This window comes from Segetibacter koreensis DSM 18137 (assembly GCF_000374045.1).
Taxonomy (GTDB): Bacteria; Bacteroidota; Bacteroidia; order Chitinophagales; family Chitinophagaceae; genus Segetibacter; species Segetibacter koreensis.
On the sequence record NZ_KB893386.1, the window covers coordinates 173,121 to 190,206 of the forward strand.

The following is a 17,086-nucleotide window of genomic DNA, read 5'->3' on the forward strand; positions in this document are numbered from 1 at the left end:
CGTTTTCGCTTTTTCACTCACTGTTATTCTTAACTTTCAAATTTCTAACGAAAAAAATTAATAATAATAATCAACATCACTTGTCAAACGAACATGCATGGCTAACAAAAGTTTATCCTCGAGAAGAAAATTTTTACAACAAATCGGAAGTACAGGTTTATTATTTACAGCAGGACCGCTGGCAGCCCTTGCCTCAGCAGAAAAGGCAGAAGAAAGAATTCTTTTATATGATAAAACAATATCGCCTAATGACAAGATAAGGGTCGGTGTTATTGGCTTTGGCATCCAGGGACATGCAGATGTAAACTCTGCTTTGCAGGTTCCGGGAGTTGAATTGGCGGGAGTTTGTGACCTTTACAGTGGCAGGCTGGAAAATGCAAAAGAATTGTATGGAAAAGACATTTATACCACCAAAGAATACCGCGATCTTCTCGGCAGAAAAGATATAGATGCAGTCATTATTGCCACATCAGATAACTGGCACGCACGCATAACAAAGGATGCGCTGCAAAAAGGTAAGGCAGTATATTGTGAAAAGCCGATGGTGCACAAGATTAGCGAAGGTTTAGAGGTCGTGGAAGCACAACGTGCAAGCAAAAAAACAATGCAGGTTGGCAGCCAGAGGGTAAGCAGCATTGTATATGCAAAAGCGCATGAATTATATAAAGCAGGTGAAATAGGAAAGCTGAATATGGTGAATGCAGTGTATGACCGGCAGAGCGCACTCGGTGCGTGGGAGTACACAATGCCATTGGATGAATCTCCTGAAACTGTAGACTGGGATCGATATATAGCAGGTATGCATAAAATTCCGTACGATCCTAAAAAGTTCTTCTGGTGGCGCAACTATCGCGATTTTGGAACCGGTGTTGCAGGTGATCTTTTTGTACACCTGCTCTCAGGCACTCATGTTATTACAGATTCTCTGGGACCAACAAAAATCTTTTCATCGGGCCAGCTCTCTTACTGGAAAGACGGACGCGATGTGCCTGATGTTATGACTGGCATACTCCAATATCCTGAAACAACAACTCATCCAGCCTTTCAGCTAACCTTGCAGGTAAATTTTGTAAGCGGAACAGGCGGACAGGAAATGATTAAACTGGTCGGTGAAGAAGGAACAATGGAATTGACAAATGATGGACTAAAGGTTCATCACAGTATTATGTCAAAGGCACCTGGCATTGGCGGATGGGACGCGCTAGGCACTTATCCGAAAGCAATGCAGGATGCACTCGAGGCTCGCTATAAACAGAAATGGTCTGCAGAAGATATGAAAAGACCCACCAAACCCGATATTGATTACAAACAACCTCAAGGTTACAACGAGCATTTGGCACACGTTACCAACTTTTTCGACTCTATGAGAACGGGTAAACCTGTTGTTGAAGACGCTGTTTTTGGCTTCCGGGCTGCGGCTCCCGCCCTGGCTTGTAATGATAGCTATTTCCAAAAGAAAATTATTTCATGGGATCCTGAAAATATGAAAGTGGTTAAGGAAAATGTGTGATCTGCACCTAAGCTTCCTTCAATTAAAAAGCAGGAGAATTTTAAAAATGATGTTAAGCTATAAGTTTTGAACTTATAGCTTTTTTTGTATTTATCAACCCATCAATTATTGCCAAGCCAAACCAGAACTTTATGATAACGGGCATAATTTTTTCCATAATTTGTAGTAAAAGAGGTTATGATTCAAAATCTTAAAGATCTGTTCATCTATCAGCTGCAAAATTTATATGCATCTGAAAATTACATGTTGACAGAATTGCCGGTTATGATAGAAAAAGCTCAACATGGTTCATTGAAAAATGCACTTGATCATCATTTAAGGGTCACAAAAGAGCAAAAAGAGCGACTTGAAAAAGTGGTCTCACTCATTAACAAAAATGATAGTGAACAACAAGTACAATTAAACAAGGAACATGTTTGTAAAGGAATGAATGGCCTTATTGAGGAAGCTAATAATACTTTTGAGGCAGGAGTTGAAAAAGATGTAACAGACCGGGCTATAATAGCTTTCATACAAAAAATGGAGCACTATGAAATAAGTAGTTATGGTACAGCCATAGCCTACGCCCATCAGTTACATATGCCAAAGGCCGCAGAACTGCTGCGTGAGACGCTTAACGAAGAATATGAAGCAGACGATTTGCTTACAGCCCTAGCTACTGCAGGCTTCAATAAAGAAGCAATACCTGAAGACGCAAAACTGATTGATGAAACAAGCAGCGGTCCTGGCACAGATAATAACGAACCAACAGAAAGTTCATCGCAAATTCATATAACCGAACGAACTATAAATTCCCCTGGCGGAAGAGCAGGAACATCACACAGAAGTTATGGAAGCGGAGAGTCACGAGGACATTGATAAGATTGATTTTACGTCTTAACCTTTGGACAAACATAAGAAGTCGTAGTAACGCGTTAACTTTTATATAGTCACACCTTTGCCCTGTTTTACAATAATTTCATAACAAGAAAAGGACTATGAGGGATAGTAGCAATGTTGTACTTTTTAATTTCTTATAAACGATAGAACTTTCTTTTTCAATATACCAACAATCATAATCCGCCGGCCGCTACTTATTTAGGCAATGTCGAAATAAATTTCCTATTTTTTTGTATTTTTATACGTTAGTTCTTTTATACTTTTCTCAACCAAAACAAATTATGATGAAAAAACAATTTGTTAAGCGAGACGCAGTTATGCGGGAAACATCGCGACGTCATTTTTTTGGTACTCTCGCAACCGGCGCTGCTGCCATCAGTGCGGCTTCTCTCACTTCACTCAACGCCGGGGCAGAAACTTTTTCTAATGAATTTTATGATGCAGAAGATCCTGATCAGTGGTTTAAACAAATAAAAGGAAAACACAGGATCGTATTTGATGCAACAAGACCAAATGAAATGTTGCCATTTGCGTGGCCGAAAGTTTTTTTACTTACCAACGAGAAGACAGGCACTCCTGAAAAGGAAAATAGTGTGGTAGTGGTTTTGCGCCATGATGCTATTCCTTTTGCGATGGAAGATAATCTGTGGGCAAAATATAAATTTGGCGATGCTTTTAAAGTAACTGATCCTGTTTCTCAGGCATCTTCTGTTCGCAATCCATTCTGGAAACCGAAACCCGGTGATTTTAAAGTGCCTGGTATTGGCAATGTTGCTATAGGTATTAATGAATTACAGGCTAGCGGTGTTCTTTTTTGCGTTTGCGATATGGCGATAACAGTACATAGCGCAGTGTTTGCTGAAAAAATGAATCAAAATGCTGCGGAAATTAAAAAAGAATGGACCGCTGGTATATTGCCGGGGATACAAATAGTTCCATCTGGTGTGTGGGCTGTAGGCCGGGCACAAGAACAAGGCTGTGCTTATTGCTTTGCCGGATAACTCTAACTACAATTAATACTTTGGATGGATTTTACAGATAAAGGAAAATAAAACATTTTTACCATTTTGCCACTTCACGTCCTTCTTCTTTTTAATCAGTCCAACTAACCCAATATTAACTTGTTGTTTCATGCCTCGTGCAAGTAAGACAATCAACAGGATTGATGGATGTCTTTGACCCGCAATAAGTCCAAAAATTTTTCACTAAACTAAAAAGTCAGTCTGTTTAAAAAATATAACTCTTCAGTTTCTTGTAAGCTTCATCTTTTTTTGACACATTTTGCCTACATATTTAATATTGGCTGCCTTTGCTTATAAAATACTAAAAACTCTTTCTGTTAAATGTTAACTTCAAGAATGAAAAAATGCATTCTGTTCTTTTATTTGCCGTTGCTAACTTTTTATGTAAAGGCGCAAGTGCCGGTAAGCAAAGAGCCGCGCCACCATGTCGTGTTTGAAAACGATAAGGTTAGACTGTTGAACGTGCTGTTGCCGCCCGGGGACACCACGCAATATCATTTACATTCAACACCGTCTGTTTTTATCTGTTTTACAAAAACCAATACAACATCACAACTCATTCATCGAGAGCCGGTGGAAGGTGCGTCAAGTGCAGGTAGTATATGGTTTGAAAATCTGAAGGAACCGCATACTAAAATTCACCGGGTTTGGAATAATGATAGTACAACCTTTCACGTTATGGATGTTGAGCTCCTATCTGAAGATTCGGGATTTGGGCGAAAACCTTTAGTACTACCCTACGCTAAGTTAGTAGTAGATGAACCATGGGCAAGAACGTATAAAATAGAACTACAAAAGTCTGGGAAGGTCGCCATCAAAGAACATCCGTCTGCTTTTGTATTGACTGCAATTAATAAAGGAATGATATCGATGACAAAGAAAGGTGCAGAACAAAGTTTTTCATTAGACCCAGGTTCATTTTTTTGGATAGAACCAGATGAACCATTTACACTTTCAAACAAATCTGGTACTGTTATGCAATTTGCTCTTATTGAGGTGAGATAAGTTTTTTTTAAAACTATTATTTTCCTACTAGCAATTTTAATTGTCAATCAATTCAAAAATGGGTGCCGTGTTGTCAGGAGCAGTAACACACCGCAAGTACTCTCACTTCAACTTTCTAATTTTATGATACTCATCATCATGCCATTGCAGCTCACCATTAACGACGTCTATCGTGGCGTATATCACGAACACGGCAACGGCCTTTGGTAACGGTATTATTTCAGGTTTTTTATCTTCCAAGCATTCTGACAAATCTATTTTTTCAGGCGGCACACCTAATGCAACCGCTAATTCAAATGGCTTTTCAACTCTCATGCAGCCATGACTAAAAAACCTTCTTTTTGCAAGAAAACCCAGCTTCACATTCGTATCATGAATATAGACATGATATGGATTGTCAAAATCAAATTTTAAACGGCCCAGGGAATTATTACAACCAGGCCTTTGCCTTAATCGAAAAGGAAAATTTGAAACACTATATGCGCTCCAGTTAATGCCACTGCTGGCAATAACATTACCCTTATACAATACTTCAAGGTCCAGTACCTGAAGGTAGCCCCTATTCCTTTTTAACACGGGCAATATTTCCTTTGTAGCTATACTATATGGAACATTCCAATAGGGGTAATAAATAACGTTTTTAATTTCACTTATTAAGGTTGGGGTTGGGGTAGACGTTTTTCCCACCACCATCCTGCTTTCTAGCTTTGTAATACCACTATCAAAAAAAGTTAAACGGTTTGCAGGTATGTTTATAGAAATGAATTTCCTGTCTTTCATCAAATTAAGCCACCTGTACCAGCGTATGTTCCACCTAAGGGCTTCGAGCTTGTGCTCGATAGGTTCATTTAAAATTTTAAGACTATAATCTTTAATTGAAGATTGTACCGGAAGTAAATATTGTCGTTGAAATTTTTCTAAAGCAGCCGCTAAACCTTTAATCGTAGTGTCTGCTTCATTAAGATAACCAAGTTGCCGCAGCTTAATTACAAGATTTACGTTAGATAACTTTACTTCTTTACTCCTTATCACAACATCCTTAAAATCCTGGCGCTTATACAAGGCAAGCATACGCACGTATTCCTGTTTTAGGCAATTGTACTTATCCCCCGTTGGTTCAACTCTTATTAAGTTACCGACAAAATTTTTACTGGTTAAGGCAAGGCGCAAAGCAGAAATAAGGTCAAGGTTATCAGGATGATATTTAACCGCGTTGTATTGCACAAAATTATAGTCACCACCATACGCAAGGTCATGCATAAAAGAAAGTGCTGCATCTGTATAAAATAATTCTGCATTAATCGTATCTTCTATATTGGTCAATACTTTTTTCGCTTCTAAAAAGGTATAGTGATAAGAACCGGGATTTAAAGCATATAAGTCAGCGTTTGCCAGAAGATTAAGTAAATTATTTCTGTTAGCAGAATTTGAATAGGAGGAAAACCATTTCAATTCATTTTCCTCATAAAACTCATATACCATTTTGCCATGGTAAAAGTTATTGGTACCTATTTTGTTTAGTTGGTCCCTTAGACTAATAGTATAGCCGGCATAGTTTGTAACTGTATTTTGAGCTATAATCTGAAATGGATTAATGATGACTGTGTTCATTAAAAGAAGCAGCATGAAAAAACTTCTTCCGGCCGGCATTATTTAATTATTCTGTTTAAAGCGTTTGGAGTGAATCTGCTATTAAAAAATCAATATTACAAAGTCGTTTGTTTTATGATCTTTGCAGCTTAGTTTGTCTTACGTACGCCCTATATGTACCATTACTATCAAGGTCTTTTTTAAAAGAAAGCATTTGGAAAATAAATGTTTAAGCATGCAAACCGACAGGTTGCAATAAAGGCTCTTCTTTTCGCTTTCTATTTATTTTATCTTCTGCCTTCAGCATATTGTCAATACCGGTAAGCAGGGCATCGGGATTAAATGAAATACTGTTAATGCCTTCTTCAATTAAAAATTCAGCAAAATCAGGCATGTCACTAGGCGCTTGTCCACAAAGGCCTATTTTAATTTTATTATTTCTTGCTGATTTTATTGCCTTAGAAATAAGTTGCTTGACTGCAGGATCTTTCTCTGAAAATATATCTCTTACCAAATTGGAGTCTCGATCGAGCCCGAGTGTAAGCTGAGTTAGATCATTTGAACCAATTGAGAAACCGTCGAAAACTTTTGCAAACTGGTCGGCTAATAAAACGTTACTTGGTATTTCGACCATCATATATATTTCAAGATCATTTGCTCTTTGCTTAAGCCCAAAACCTTCCATTACGGCAATTACCTTTTTACCTTCATCTACTGTTCGGCAAAATGGTATCATCAGTTTTACGTTTGTAAATCCCATTTCTTCCCTAACCTTTTTCATGGCAGCACATTCCAATTCAAACCCATCTTTGTACATGGGGTTGTAATACCGGGAAGCGCCCCTGAAACCTAGCATCGGGTTTTCCTCAGCAGGTTCAAATTGCTTTCCCCCTATTAGGTTGCTATATTCATTTGTTTTAAAATCAGACATTCTGACAATCACATCTTTCGGATAAAAAGCCGCAGCGATAGTAGCAACTCCCTGTGCAAGTTTTTCAATAAAATATTCCTTTTTGTTGCTATAACCAAAAGTTAGTTCACTAATCTCTCCTTTTACTTTTTCATCATTAATTTGTTCAAACCGCGTTAAAGCCAATGGATGAATTTTAATATCGTGCATTATCAGAAATTCCATTCGTAACAAACCAACACCTTTATTAGGTAAAAATGATAAATGAAATGCCTGCGAAGGGTCTCCTAATATAAACATAGGGCTGGCATCAGGCATAGTTTCATAAGAAATACTTTCTTTTGAAACTGTCCATTCTGCTTTACCATCATAAATAAAACCTGTAACGCCTTCGGCACAACTTACTGTTATCTCCTGGCCGTCTTTTATTACCTCAGTTGCATTGCCACAACCTACTACTGCAACAGTGCCAAGTTCACGTGCAACTATAGCTGCATGACTCGTTCTGCCTCCTTTGTTGGTAATAATTGCGCCTGCCTTTTTCATTATAGGATCCCAGTCGGGAGTAGTTATGTCAGTTACCAATACTTCACCCTGCTGTAATAAATCGGCATCTTTTGGAGATTTTATAATTCTTGCTTTTCCTGCACTTATTTTTTCGCCTAATGCTATTCCTTCGGTTAACTTTCGTCCCTTCTTTAAAATGACATAATTATTTATAAAAACCTGGTTTTTATTTTTTGCCTGTACTGTTTCCGGTCTTGCCTGCACAATAAACAGCTCGCCGGTAATTCCATCTTTTGCCCATTCAATATCCATTGGCTTGTCATAGTGTTTTTCTATTGTGACGCACCATGAAGCAAGTTTTTTTACATCGTTCTCATTTACCGAAAACGATTTTCTTTTATCGTCGGCAGTAGCAATGTTTACAACGGGTTTATTGTAATTTGAACTATCTGAGGGATAAATCATGGTCCATTCTTTTCCACCAATTTTTTTGTTGATAATGGGATTGAAAGCAGTATCAATATGTGGCTTAAAAAGGATAAACTCATCGGGAGTTGATTGTCCCTGTACAATATTTTCGCCCAATCCGTAAATACTGTTTATCACTACCACATTGTCAAAGCCGGTATCAGGATCAAGAGTAAATGCTACGCCAGATGAAGAAAGATCTGACCTCACCATTTTTTGAACACCTACAGATATTGCAATATCCACATTTCCAAAGCCATTCTCGTGCCTGTAATAAATCGCTCTGTCGGTAAATAATGAAGTAAAGCACTTATGAACCGCATTTACCAGCGCATCTTCTCCCCTGATATTTAAAAAGCTTTCAAGTTGGCCCGCAAAGCTGGCCGAAGGCAGATCCTCGGCTGTCGCACTGCTTCGTACCGCAACGGAAATATTTTCATCCTCACCGCAAAGCTGGTAATGGGCATTTTTTATTGCTACAACCAGTTTATGTGGCAGAGGATTTTCAAGTATCAATTGCCTCGCAGCCTTTCCTGTTTCGGCTAAATTTGAAAAATTCCTGGTGTCAAGTTTTTCGAAAATCTTTGATAGAGGGCTTTGAATATTATTCTCATTAAGAAAAATTCTGTACGCTTCAGCAGTAATAGCAAAACCATCAGGAATATGAACGCCTTTACTACTCAGGTTGCTATACATTTCACCCAAAGAAGCATTTTTACCGCCAACCAAGGCAATATCATTTATTGAAATCTCAGAAAACGTTTTTATTACAGGTATCATAAAAACTCGGTTTATATATGTAAGTTATTGGTACAATTCTGCCATCTACAGCAAAGGAAGATTTGCTGTTTTATTGTTATAGATGACTAATGAAAATGGGAATAGTATGGCTATTAATGATATCGTCTGCAAAACTTTTTTTGAAGGCCATAGATAAACCAGGCCGGTCATAAGCGCCTGTAATAACCATGGCATTTTTATGTGTATTTATCCAAAAAGAAAAAGTCTTCTTTGAAAAGTTTAAATGTTCAAAATTCAATAGTTTAAAATGCCTTGCCGCAAATTCTTCAATGTACTCCAGGTCAGGTATTTCCTTATCGGCTTCATCATTAAAGTATACAATTGTTGTTTCTAATTCGCAGTACTGTGGAAAAAGATAAATAAACTGCTTAAGGGCATAAACACTGTCTTTTTTTCCATCGTATGCAAATACAATTTCATTAATTGGTTCCACCTTATCAGGAACTACAATTATCGGACACTCTGCTGCATGAAGCGTTTGCTGAAGAACAGATTTTGCTTCACTGTCGCTCAAATTAGAGAAAAATGCTGCGCCACCTATTACCATAAAATCGGCAAACCGCGATTCTTTTACGAGATCAGAAATATCCCACGTATCACTTTCCTCATGAATTCTGTATTCGATCTGATTTTTTTCACAGTATTCTTTAAATTCTTTTATTCCTTGTAGAAATGCATCGTTTTCTTCCTCTGTATAAGACAAATAAGGACCTGCATCAGGAGCAAAGGTGTTGGGAATGACAAGACCATAATTAAGAGAATGAAAAAAAGCTCCGGTCAATAAAAAAGGTTCATTTTCAGAAAGAGAACTTACAAATTGAAAAGCCGCCTTTGAAAAATTTTTACCATCACAGACAAATAGGATCTTTTTCATAACCTGTATTTTATTGTTTAAATGTTTGCTTCAAAACTATCGTTTCATGCAATTTTTTATTATGACACGGAAAAAGATGTTTTATGACATTCGTCAGCTTTTCGTTGATTCTATAAGAGAAAGGAAGTGAGGAAAAAAAGAGGCGCTAAGATTTGAAAGTACAAGTGTAAGACGCAAGAAAAGCTCAAAATAATAATTGCATCGCCACGTCCAAAATCGATTTTTATATACACCAATTACACAACCCAATTATTATGAAAAATATTTTTATTAAAGGGGTATTTGTAAAGAACCAGCAAACCCGCTGCCCAGATTATACCACTTGGAAAAGCGGATGCAATGCCAAGTGGGGAAATAGCAACAAGGAAAATCACTCCCCCTAAGCAGGCAATTTTAAAGATAACGCCGCGCGAAAGGAGTCCCAGCCCAATAAAGAGTTGGCAAACAGCAATAAAGGATACAATAGGGGTAATGTAATTCGAAAAAATGCCGTTGATGATATCGCGGTAAAATCCTATAGCATATTGGCTAAAGCCAAGATAAAAGTCTGGAGTTTTGCGAACACCGGTCCAGTTCGTCCAGGCAGCCCAAATGAATAACGCCGCAAATAAAACCCGTGCAAGTTCTTTCCACTTAAGGCTTATGAAAAAAAATGTAATAGCAACAAGGTTTGAAATAAAATATGCTATTAGTATTTGAGCAGGGTTCATAATAAATTTATTTATGTGCTATGAACAAAGGAATTTCAACTTCTGCTATCAGCAAATCAGCGATACTCTGGTAGAGCCATCTTGAGAAAGAACTGCGCTGGTAAGCGCCGAGTATAAGCATGCAGTTTTTATTTTCTGCCTGCAGATGTTTTACTAATGCTTCATCGGTATGGTCGCTTTTAATAATTGACTGAAGAACTGTAGCATACTTTCTCTTCAGTAATTCTTTTAGCAAATGTTGATTTGGAAAATGGTTTGAATGCTTATCATCTGTAATCATTAGTATTTCTACCTCCTTCAACGGTGTAGCCGGAAAAAGATAACTGAATTGCCTGATAGCGTAAACAGATGAAGGGCTGCCATCATAAGCAAAAACAAACTTTTCAATGGGTTTAAACTCTGCAGGAACAACAATCACAGGACAATCAGCATCTGATAATAGATTTTTCATAAACAAACTGGGTTTTGAAGAATCCCAGTTAGAAAATTTTTCATTTTCATCTATCAATATCATATCAGAATAATGACTCTCACGCAGTAAAGATTTAAGTGCGAATGTTTTATCACGATGAATATTATAATTTACTCCTTCAGCCTCAAACCTTGTTTGAACATTTTTTTTAGACACAGCCCGTAACTGTTCTTCTTTCTTCACAAGCGTATCCATTTGCGACCAATCAGTAAATACGTAATCCTCATCCGCCTCTGGTCTTGCATGATATACCATCTCTTCCAGGAAAGCTGCAACAATATGTGCATTAAATTCTTTAGCGAAGTAAACAGAATAATCAACTGTACTTTCTGACAATTTTAGAGCATCTAAGGCGGCTATTACTTTGATCATACAATAAACGGTTTTAGCGATTATGTGCAATAAATAGTATTGCAGACGGGTGTTTTATCATATCCTCAACAAAATTTTTCTTTAAGATCGACGACAGACCAGACCTTTTGTAGGAGCCTGAGATAAAGATGGTGTTTTTGTTTTTGCGTGACCAGTCCGCTATATATTGTTTCGGGTCAAAAAAGAGCTCTTTAAAATTAAGGTTTGAGAAATGCCGACCGGCAAATTCTTCCAGGTAGTCTAGGTCTGGTATTTCATCATCTGTTTTGTCAACCCAATATACTATATCAGTTGGCAATTGGGTATATTGAGGAAACAGGTAACAAAACTGTTTTATAGCAAACATAATTTCCTTTTTTCCATCATAAGCAATAGTAATATGCGTAACGGGGCTATAATCTTCAGGTATTACCAGCAATGGACATTCGGAACAATGCAAAACATCCTTCATAAAACTATTTGGCTGATCAACATCTATATGACTAAAAAAAAGTTGTTCACTCATTACAACAGCATCTGCAAATCGTGTCTCCTTTATAAAGTCATCGAGTTTAAATACGTCACTCTCCTCATGTACACGATACTCGATTCCATTTTGCTTGCATTTTTGTTCAAATTTTTCAATGCTGCTATTGACAGCTTTAATGTCTGTATCTGTAAAAGCAAGTATAGGTTCAGGGGCAAATTCAACAGTTGCAGGGGCTACCACATCAAAATTGGCGGAGTGAAAAAAAGCGCCTGTCAATAAAAGAGCCTCAGTTTCATTTAAGTTTTCTACAAATTTAAAAGCACCTGATGGAAAATTATTAACGTCGCACACAAATACTATTTTTTTCATATCAAGAAAAATTGAGAAGTTAAATTGTAATCAAAGCTAAAAAGTCTCTTTTAGTGTATTTATGATGCGTGGTATGAGTTCTTATGATTTAAATCAGCTTTCGGACTAACGGGAGTTAGTTAAAAAAATGTCGGGTAATAATAGCTTTGAAATTAAAATCATTCTGTAATGGAAACTATATTAATTGCAACAGATTTTTCCCCCGCTTCACACAATGCAATGGTATATGGAGTAGAACTGGCTAAATTTCTTCAGGCAAAACTGGCACTTCTTCATGTCTGCGAACCTATATTATCAGCAACAGATACGGTTGTAGTAATGACGGGGGAAGAATTGAAGGAACAAAGTAACCAGCTTTTGCATAAGGAAATACAGGACCTACAGGGTGCAGAAACGCTTAATGTAGAATATTTTGTTGAAGAAGGACTGCCCTCAGAAACTATTAAATGGGTTGCAAAGAGAGTTAAGGCAAAGTGGATCGTGACCGGCATGAGAGGTGGTGGTGGCATTGCACGAAAAATATTTGGCAGTACTGCTATTTCACTAAGTCGCAAACCCTGCGTGCCATTAATAATTGTACCCGAACATGCACGTTTCGCCCCTCCTAAAAGCATTGCTCTTGCAAGCGATATAGGCGATGAGACTGATGTACGTATAATAGACCCATTAGAAGAGTTTGGCATAAAATGCAACGCGACCATGTACGTAGTAAGAGTTATAAAAAAAGGAATGGATGAATTTCTCGAAAGGTTAATGCGGCCAACCCGGGTAAAATGGCATTGTCGGGAATTACATCCTTCTTTCGAATTTGTAAGTAACAACGACGTTGCACATGCTATGAATGAATTTGTAAAAGAACATAATGTTGATTTGATTGCGATGGTTGCGCATGAACATAATATTTTTGAAAGGCTTTTTGTAAAAAGCGACATTAAGGAAATGATGTTCCGTACACATGTGCCTGTTGTTATTCTTCCCGAAAAACCAGCTGCCCAGTCTAACAAAGTAGATGATGAGGTGGATGACAGCGTGGCTCAAGGTCATGCATAACCCATAACGTAAAAATAATAGTAGTGTTACAACAGTAATGCCATCCTATTTAAATAGCGATCTCCACTGTTAATTATTTTTTCAGTTGTCATATAATTTATAGACGCATTTAATTTAGGTAATTTTATTGCCAGACAAGAATATATTTAAAATATTTTCACTTTAATAATAAATTGCACAAAAAATCATTCATGATGATAATCTGCGGTTTAAGCTATAAAAAAAATTAAGGTAACCGAGACCAATTATTTTTCATTTAGAACTTTAATTCGCAGGTTTAGTAACTGCGACTGCTGGTGCTTAAGGTCAAGTATATAAACTATTATGAATTTTTATTGTTACTTAGCAGATAATTGTAGTGGAAAGGCTTTTGCATATAATAAAAATTGATGCAATCGATTCTACGGTACAAGTGTGCGACGCAAGGATGCAGGGTAGGAATTCTATTGCCGGATAAAAAAATCCGGCAGGATTAGTACAACATCTGGAAACAGCCGACTTCTACCGGTAACTTTAAAAAATCAACCTCTAAATGCGTATAGGTATTGTATGTTACCCCACTTTTGGGGGAAGTGGCGTTCTCGCCACAGAATTAGGAAAGGCACTTGCAGATAAGGGACATTCTGTTCATTTTATTACATATCAGCAGCCTGTCAGGCTAAATGTTTTTAGTGCTAATATTTATTATCACGAGGTGCGTGTTCCTACATATCCCCTCTTCGATTATCCCCCGTATGAGGTGGCACTGTCAAGTACAATGGTGGATGTAATATTACATCACAATCTCGACCTTTTGCATGTGCATTATGCTATTCCGCATGCCTCTGCCGCATATATGGCAAAGCAAATTGTTGCAAAAGTGGGTAAGAACATTCCTGTTATTACTACGCTTCATGGTACGGATATAACGCTTGTTGGGAGAGACAAAACGTATGCACCTGTAGTAACATTTAGTATAAACGAAAGTGATGCGATTACTGCGGTAAGCGATAACCTGAGAATGGAAACTTACAGGTCTTTTGCCATAGAAAAAGAAATAGATGTAATACACAATTTTGTAGATGTGGCCAGGTTTAGCAAAAAACCCATTGATGCATTCAGGCAGGTAATTGCTCCAAACGGAGAAAAAATTCTGGTGCATGCGTCTAACTTCAGAAAAATAAAAAGGGTGCAGGACGTAGTAAAAATTTTTGCAGAAGTGCGGAAACAAATGGGTGCAAAATTGCTGATGGTGGGTGATGGACCGGAACGTCCGCCAATGGAAGATTTGGTGAAAGATTATGGACTTACTGATGACGTACGTTTTTTGGGCAAACAAGAGCAGATGGAAGAAATTTTGGTAGTCAGTGACTTATTTGTTTTGCCTTCTGAGTATGAAAGTTTTGGCCTGGCCGCACTTGAAGCAATGGCAGCAAGAATGCCTGTTATAAGTACTAATGCGGGCGGCCTGCCTGAAATAAACATTCATGGCAAGACAGGTTACCTATCAAACATAGGTGATGTGGAAGACATGAGCAGAAATGCAATAGCAATTCTTAGTAATGATGAAATGCTTTCCGATTTTAAAAAGAACGCTTATGAGCAGGCGTGCAAGTTTGACATACATAACATTGTTCCTGTTTACGAGAAATTGTACAGCCGTTTTTGCAGTATGATTTGTAGCAAATTGCCTGCCTGAGGCAATATTAATGCTTAATCAATGGGTGAGAATAGGTTTACTCATACTCGTCATATGATGCAATAAAAAAAGAGGTTGACCCAAAACTAAGGGTCAACCTCTTTTTTTATTGTGGTCACTGAAAGTCTTACTTTTTCTTAAGCCATTGTTCCGGGTTCAAAAAAACACTTTTATCATTAATTACCATAAACAATACTTCACCCTCACCTGCATCGTTAGCGGCAGCGTGACCTACAACCGTACCTGGTCTTACCTGTTGATTTTGATTTACGTTTACAGAAGCCAAATGACTGTAAGTTGTAAAATACTTACCATGTCTTACAGTTACCGCCTGCTCGCCGCCTAAATCATACACGGAAGAAACCTCACCGTCTGCAATTGCTTTTACAGAAGCTCCTACAGGAACAGAAATATATAAACCATCACTTTTCCCTTTAAGCACAGTACCCGGAATTGTGTAAGAACCAAAATGTATAGTGGGAATACCTGCATCTACAGGCCACGGCAGCCGTCCTCTTCCACTTTCAAAATTAATAGACTGGGCTCTGCCTTCATCTGTACTCTCAAGATCGCTGTAAACCCTATCGGTTTTAGGCTTGCCGGTGGCTACACCTGTTACAGCTTCCTCTTCAGCCGGTGCTGTAGCTTCTGGCGAAGGTTTTTCAGGGGTGGTATTGCTGGCTACGCTTGGCTGTTCTTTTTGCTGCTGTAGTTTTTCCAAACGGCGTTGCTCTGCCAGTTTTCTTTTTCTCTCCTCCTCCGCAGCTCTTTTTGCCCGGGCAACTGCTTCTGCTTTTTTCCTCGCCTCTGCCAACTCACGTCGAATAATGGCACTTATAGCGCTTTGCATTTGCCTGCGGTCATTCTCTCTCTTTTTTATCTGAGCGGCTAAATCTTTTTCCTGGCTTTTTAACTTATTTACCTCATTGTTTTGTTCTTTTTTATCTTCCTCAAGGTCCGTTAATTGTTTGTTCTGATCCTGTAACGCCAGGTTTTTTTCATTTTTACTATTGTTTAAAGTCGCGATTTTGTGGCTTATCAATTCCTGCGTTTTCAGGATATTGTCCACCTGTTGTTCGCGATAAAGCCGGTAGCTTCTGAGGTAAGTTACTCGTTTTACGGCATCATTAAAGGTTGCAGCTGAAAAAATAAAATTGAGATAGTCATAACTGCTTCTGTTTTTGTAAGCAAAAACAAGGCTCTTACTGTATTCCTGCTTTAAAGTATCTAATTGTTTTTTTAGCCTGTCAATTTCCTGGGTATTAAGAGATATGTTCTTGTCCAGTAAACGCATATCTTTATTGATATTTTGAATCAACTCTTCACGTGCGGCAATCTTTCTTTTAACCAGGTTATAGTTTGCTAAAGATTTATTTTTGCTGCTGCGAATATTTTTCAGGGTTTGATTTAAATCTCTGATTTCCTTCAGTAAATCCTGCTGTTTACGCTGCAATTCCTCTTTGGTCTCCTGCGCAAACAGGCAGGAAGCAAATGAGGTAAAAAGGAACAGAAAAATAATTCTTTTAATCATTCCTGGCTATTTATTAAATTATTTAATATAACAACTTGTTTCATTACAGCCTTTTATAATTTTCAGAAATGTTAAATGGAAATGTCAGAGGCTGATTAAAGACGTATTGTTTAAAATTAAGATCGATGTTAAGTTTCGACTGATCCGCCAGCGATATTTTTCTTTCAGTTGAAAATGGAACACCTGAGGTATTATCATATCCACTATAGGCAATATCGCATGTTCGATTCTCATCGTTAAGATCATCTAATTTGCTTTCCACAATTTTGTAATCGTTGTTATCTAAAGTAGCAAGATGTTTGAAAAGTTTTCCTGTCATTAATATTTGTAAATGATTACTGTCTGACATGTAGGAGCTTATATTACTATCAATAAAAACAGGGTTTCCAACGACAATATCCTGCAAAGCAGTAAAATCTAATGGAAGGCCTGTTAGCTGCTGCAAAAAATCGATACTGCGGTACTGAACATACTTCTTTAGAAGGTTCATAACTTTTATGCTGTCAGTTGTTATTAAAACCCTGAATCCCTCTATCCCTAAAGGTCCTCTTAAAGAAAGCCATATAGCAGAATCTTTTTTCACTCTTATAAAGGCCGTTGCTTCATCTCCTCCATCTTTATCGTTATAAACTACTCTTGCTTTCGCATTAAACGTATTAAAATCAATTTTATTCTTTATAGCCTTGTTATAAACTTCTTTTATAAGTTCCGCAGAGTCCACTGTTTTCAGCGTATCAGTGACAGCAACAGGAGTTGTATCAACCTTTGAAATAACCCCGGTTGTTTTTTGCAATTTTCCTGCAGTTTTGCATGAAAACATTGAAATTGTTACTAATAAAAAAATAAATACGGATGCAATCTTCATCATC

At 37.6% G+C, this 17,086-nt stretch carries 14 protein-coding genes; 6 read left to right on the forward strand and 8 right to left on the reverse strand.

Annotation, left to right across the window (positions count from 1 at the left end; all coding sequences use genetic code 11):
• The first annotated feature begins 97 nt into the window (after positions 1–97).
• The 4 genes from B154_RS0127020 (at position 98) to B154_RS0127040 (ending at position 4,416) form a co-directional block, all read left to right on the forward strand.
• Complete coding sequence (locus B154_RS0127020; RefSeq protein WP_018617488.1) at positions 98–1,510, forward strand: Gfo/Idh/MocA family protein; 1,413 nt, start codon at positions 98–100, stop codon at positions 1,508–1,510.
• Positions 1,511–1,687: 177 nt separating this feature from the next.
• Positions 1,688–2,368, forward strand: a complete 681-nt coding sequence (locus B154_RS29945; RefSeq protein WP_018617490.1) for a YciE/YciF ferroxidase family protein — start codon at positions 1,688–1,690, stop codon at positions 2,366–2,368.
• A 302-nt stretch (positions 2,369–2,670) separates the two neighbouring features.
• Positions 2,671–3,390: a hypothetical protein gene (locus B154_RS0127035; protein ID WP_245542659.1), complete on the forward strand. Its 720-nt coding sequence runs from the start codon at positions 2,671–2,673 to the stop codon at positions 3,388–3,390.
• A gap of 357 nt (positions 3,391–3,747) precedes the next feature.
• Positions 3,748–4,416: a hypothetical protein gene (locus B154_RS0127040; RefSeq protein WP_157580984.1), complete on the forward strand. Its 669-nt coding sequence runs from the start codon at positions 3,748–3,750 to the stop codon at positions 4,414–4,416.
• A 102-nt stretch (positions 4,417–4,518) separates the two neighbouring features.
• On the opposite strand, the gene B154_RS31185 is transcribed toward B154_RS0127040, so the two are convergent.
• The 6 genes from B154_RS31185 to B154_RS0127070 form a co-directional block, all read right to left on the reverse strand.
• The gene (locus B154_RS31185; protein ID WP_018617493.1) at positions 4,519–6,066 is read right to left on the reverse strand and encodes a L,D-transpeptidase family protein; all 1,548 of its coding nucleotides are present in this window, start codon (positions 6,064–6,066) and stop codon (positions 4,519–4,521) included.
• A gap of 169 nt (positions 6,067–6,235) precedes the next feature.
• Positions 6,236–8,671 (reverse strand): phosphoenolpyruvate synthase, encoded by a 2,436-nt coding sequence (gene ppsA, locus B154_RS0127050; protein ID WP_018617494.1) that lies wholly within the window; start codon positions 8,669–8,671, stop codon positions 6,236–6,238.
• A 76-nt stretch (positions 8,672–8,747) separates the two neighbouring features.
• Positions 8,748–9,566 (reverse strand): hypothetical protein, encoded by an 819-nt coding sequence (locus B154_RS0127055; RefSeq protein WP_018617495.1) that lies wholly within the window; start codon positions 9,564–9,566, stop codon positions 8,748–8,750.
• A gap of 236 nt (positions 9,567–9,802) precedes the next feature.
• A complete protein-coding gene (locus B154_RS29955; RefSeq protein ID WP_018617496.1) occupies positions 9,803–10,276 on the reverse strand; it encodes a hypothetical protein in 474 nt (157 codons plus the stop codon).
• A gap of 7 nt (positions 10,277–10,283) precedes the next feature.
• The gene (locus B154_RS0127065) at positions 10,284–11,120 is read right to left on the reverse strand and encodes a universal stress protein (protein WP_018617498.1); all 837 of its coding nucleotides are present in this window, start codon (positions 11,118–11,120) and stop codon (positions 10,284–10,286) included.
• A gap of 13 nt (positions 11,121–11,133) precedes the next feature.
• A complete protein-coding gene (locus B154_RS0127070) occupies positions 11,134–11,958 on the reverse strand; it encodes a hypothetical protein (RefSeq protein WP_018617499.1) in 825 nt (274 codons plus the stop codon).
• A gap of 168 nt (positions 11,959–12,126) precedes the next feature.
• Between B154_RS0127070 and B154_RS0127075 the strand changes: the two genes are divergently transcribed.
• Both B154_RS0127075 and bshA read left to right on the forward strand, forming a co-directional pair.
• Entirely contained in the window at positions 12,127–13,008 is an 882-nt protein-coding gene (locus tag B154_RS0127075; protein WP_018617500.1) for a universal stress protein, read from the forward strand.
• A gap of 532 nt (positions 13,009–13,540) precedes the next feature.
• Complete coding sequence (gene bshA, locus B154_RS0127080; protein WP_018617501.1) at positions 13,541–14,686, forward strand: N-acetyl-alpha-D-glucosaminyl L-malate synthase BshA; 1,146 nt, start codon at positions 13,541–13,543, stop codon at positions 14,684–14,686.
• 127 nt (positions 14,687–14,813) lie between these two features.
• Here the strand turns inward: bshA and B154_RS0127085 are convergent, their stop codons facing one another.
• The gene (locus B154_RS0127085) at positions 14,814–16,217 is read right to left on the reverse strand and encodes a murein hydrolase activator EnvC family protein (RefSeq protein WP_018617502.1); all 1,404 of its coding nucleotides are present in this window, start codon (positions 16,215–16,217) and stop codon (positions 14,814–14,816) included.
• 43 nt (positions 16,218–16,260) lie between these two features.
• Positions 16,261–17,085, reverse strand: coding sequence for a lipoprotein insertase outer membrane protein LolB1 (gene lolB1 / locus B154_RS0127090; protein WP_018617503.1), 825 nt, complete (start codon positions 17,083–17,085; stop codon positions 16,261–16,263).
• Position 17,086: the final 1 nt, after the last annotated feature.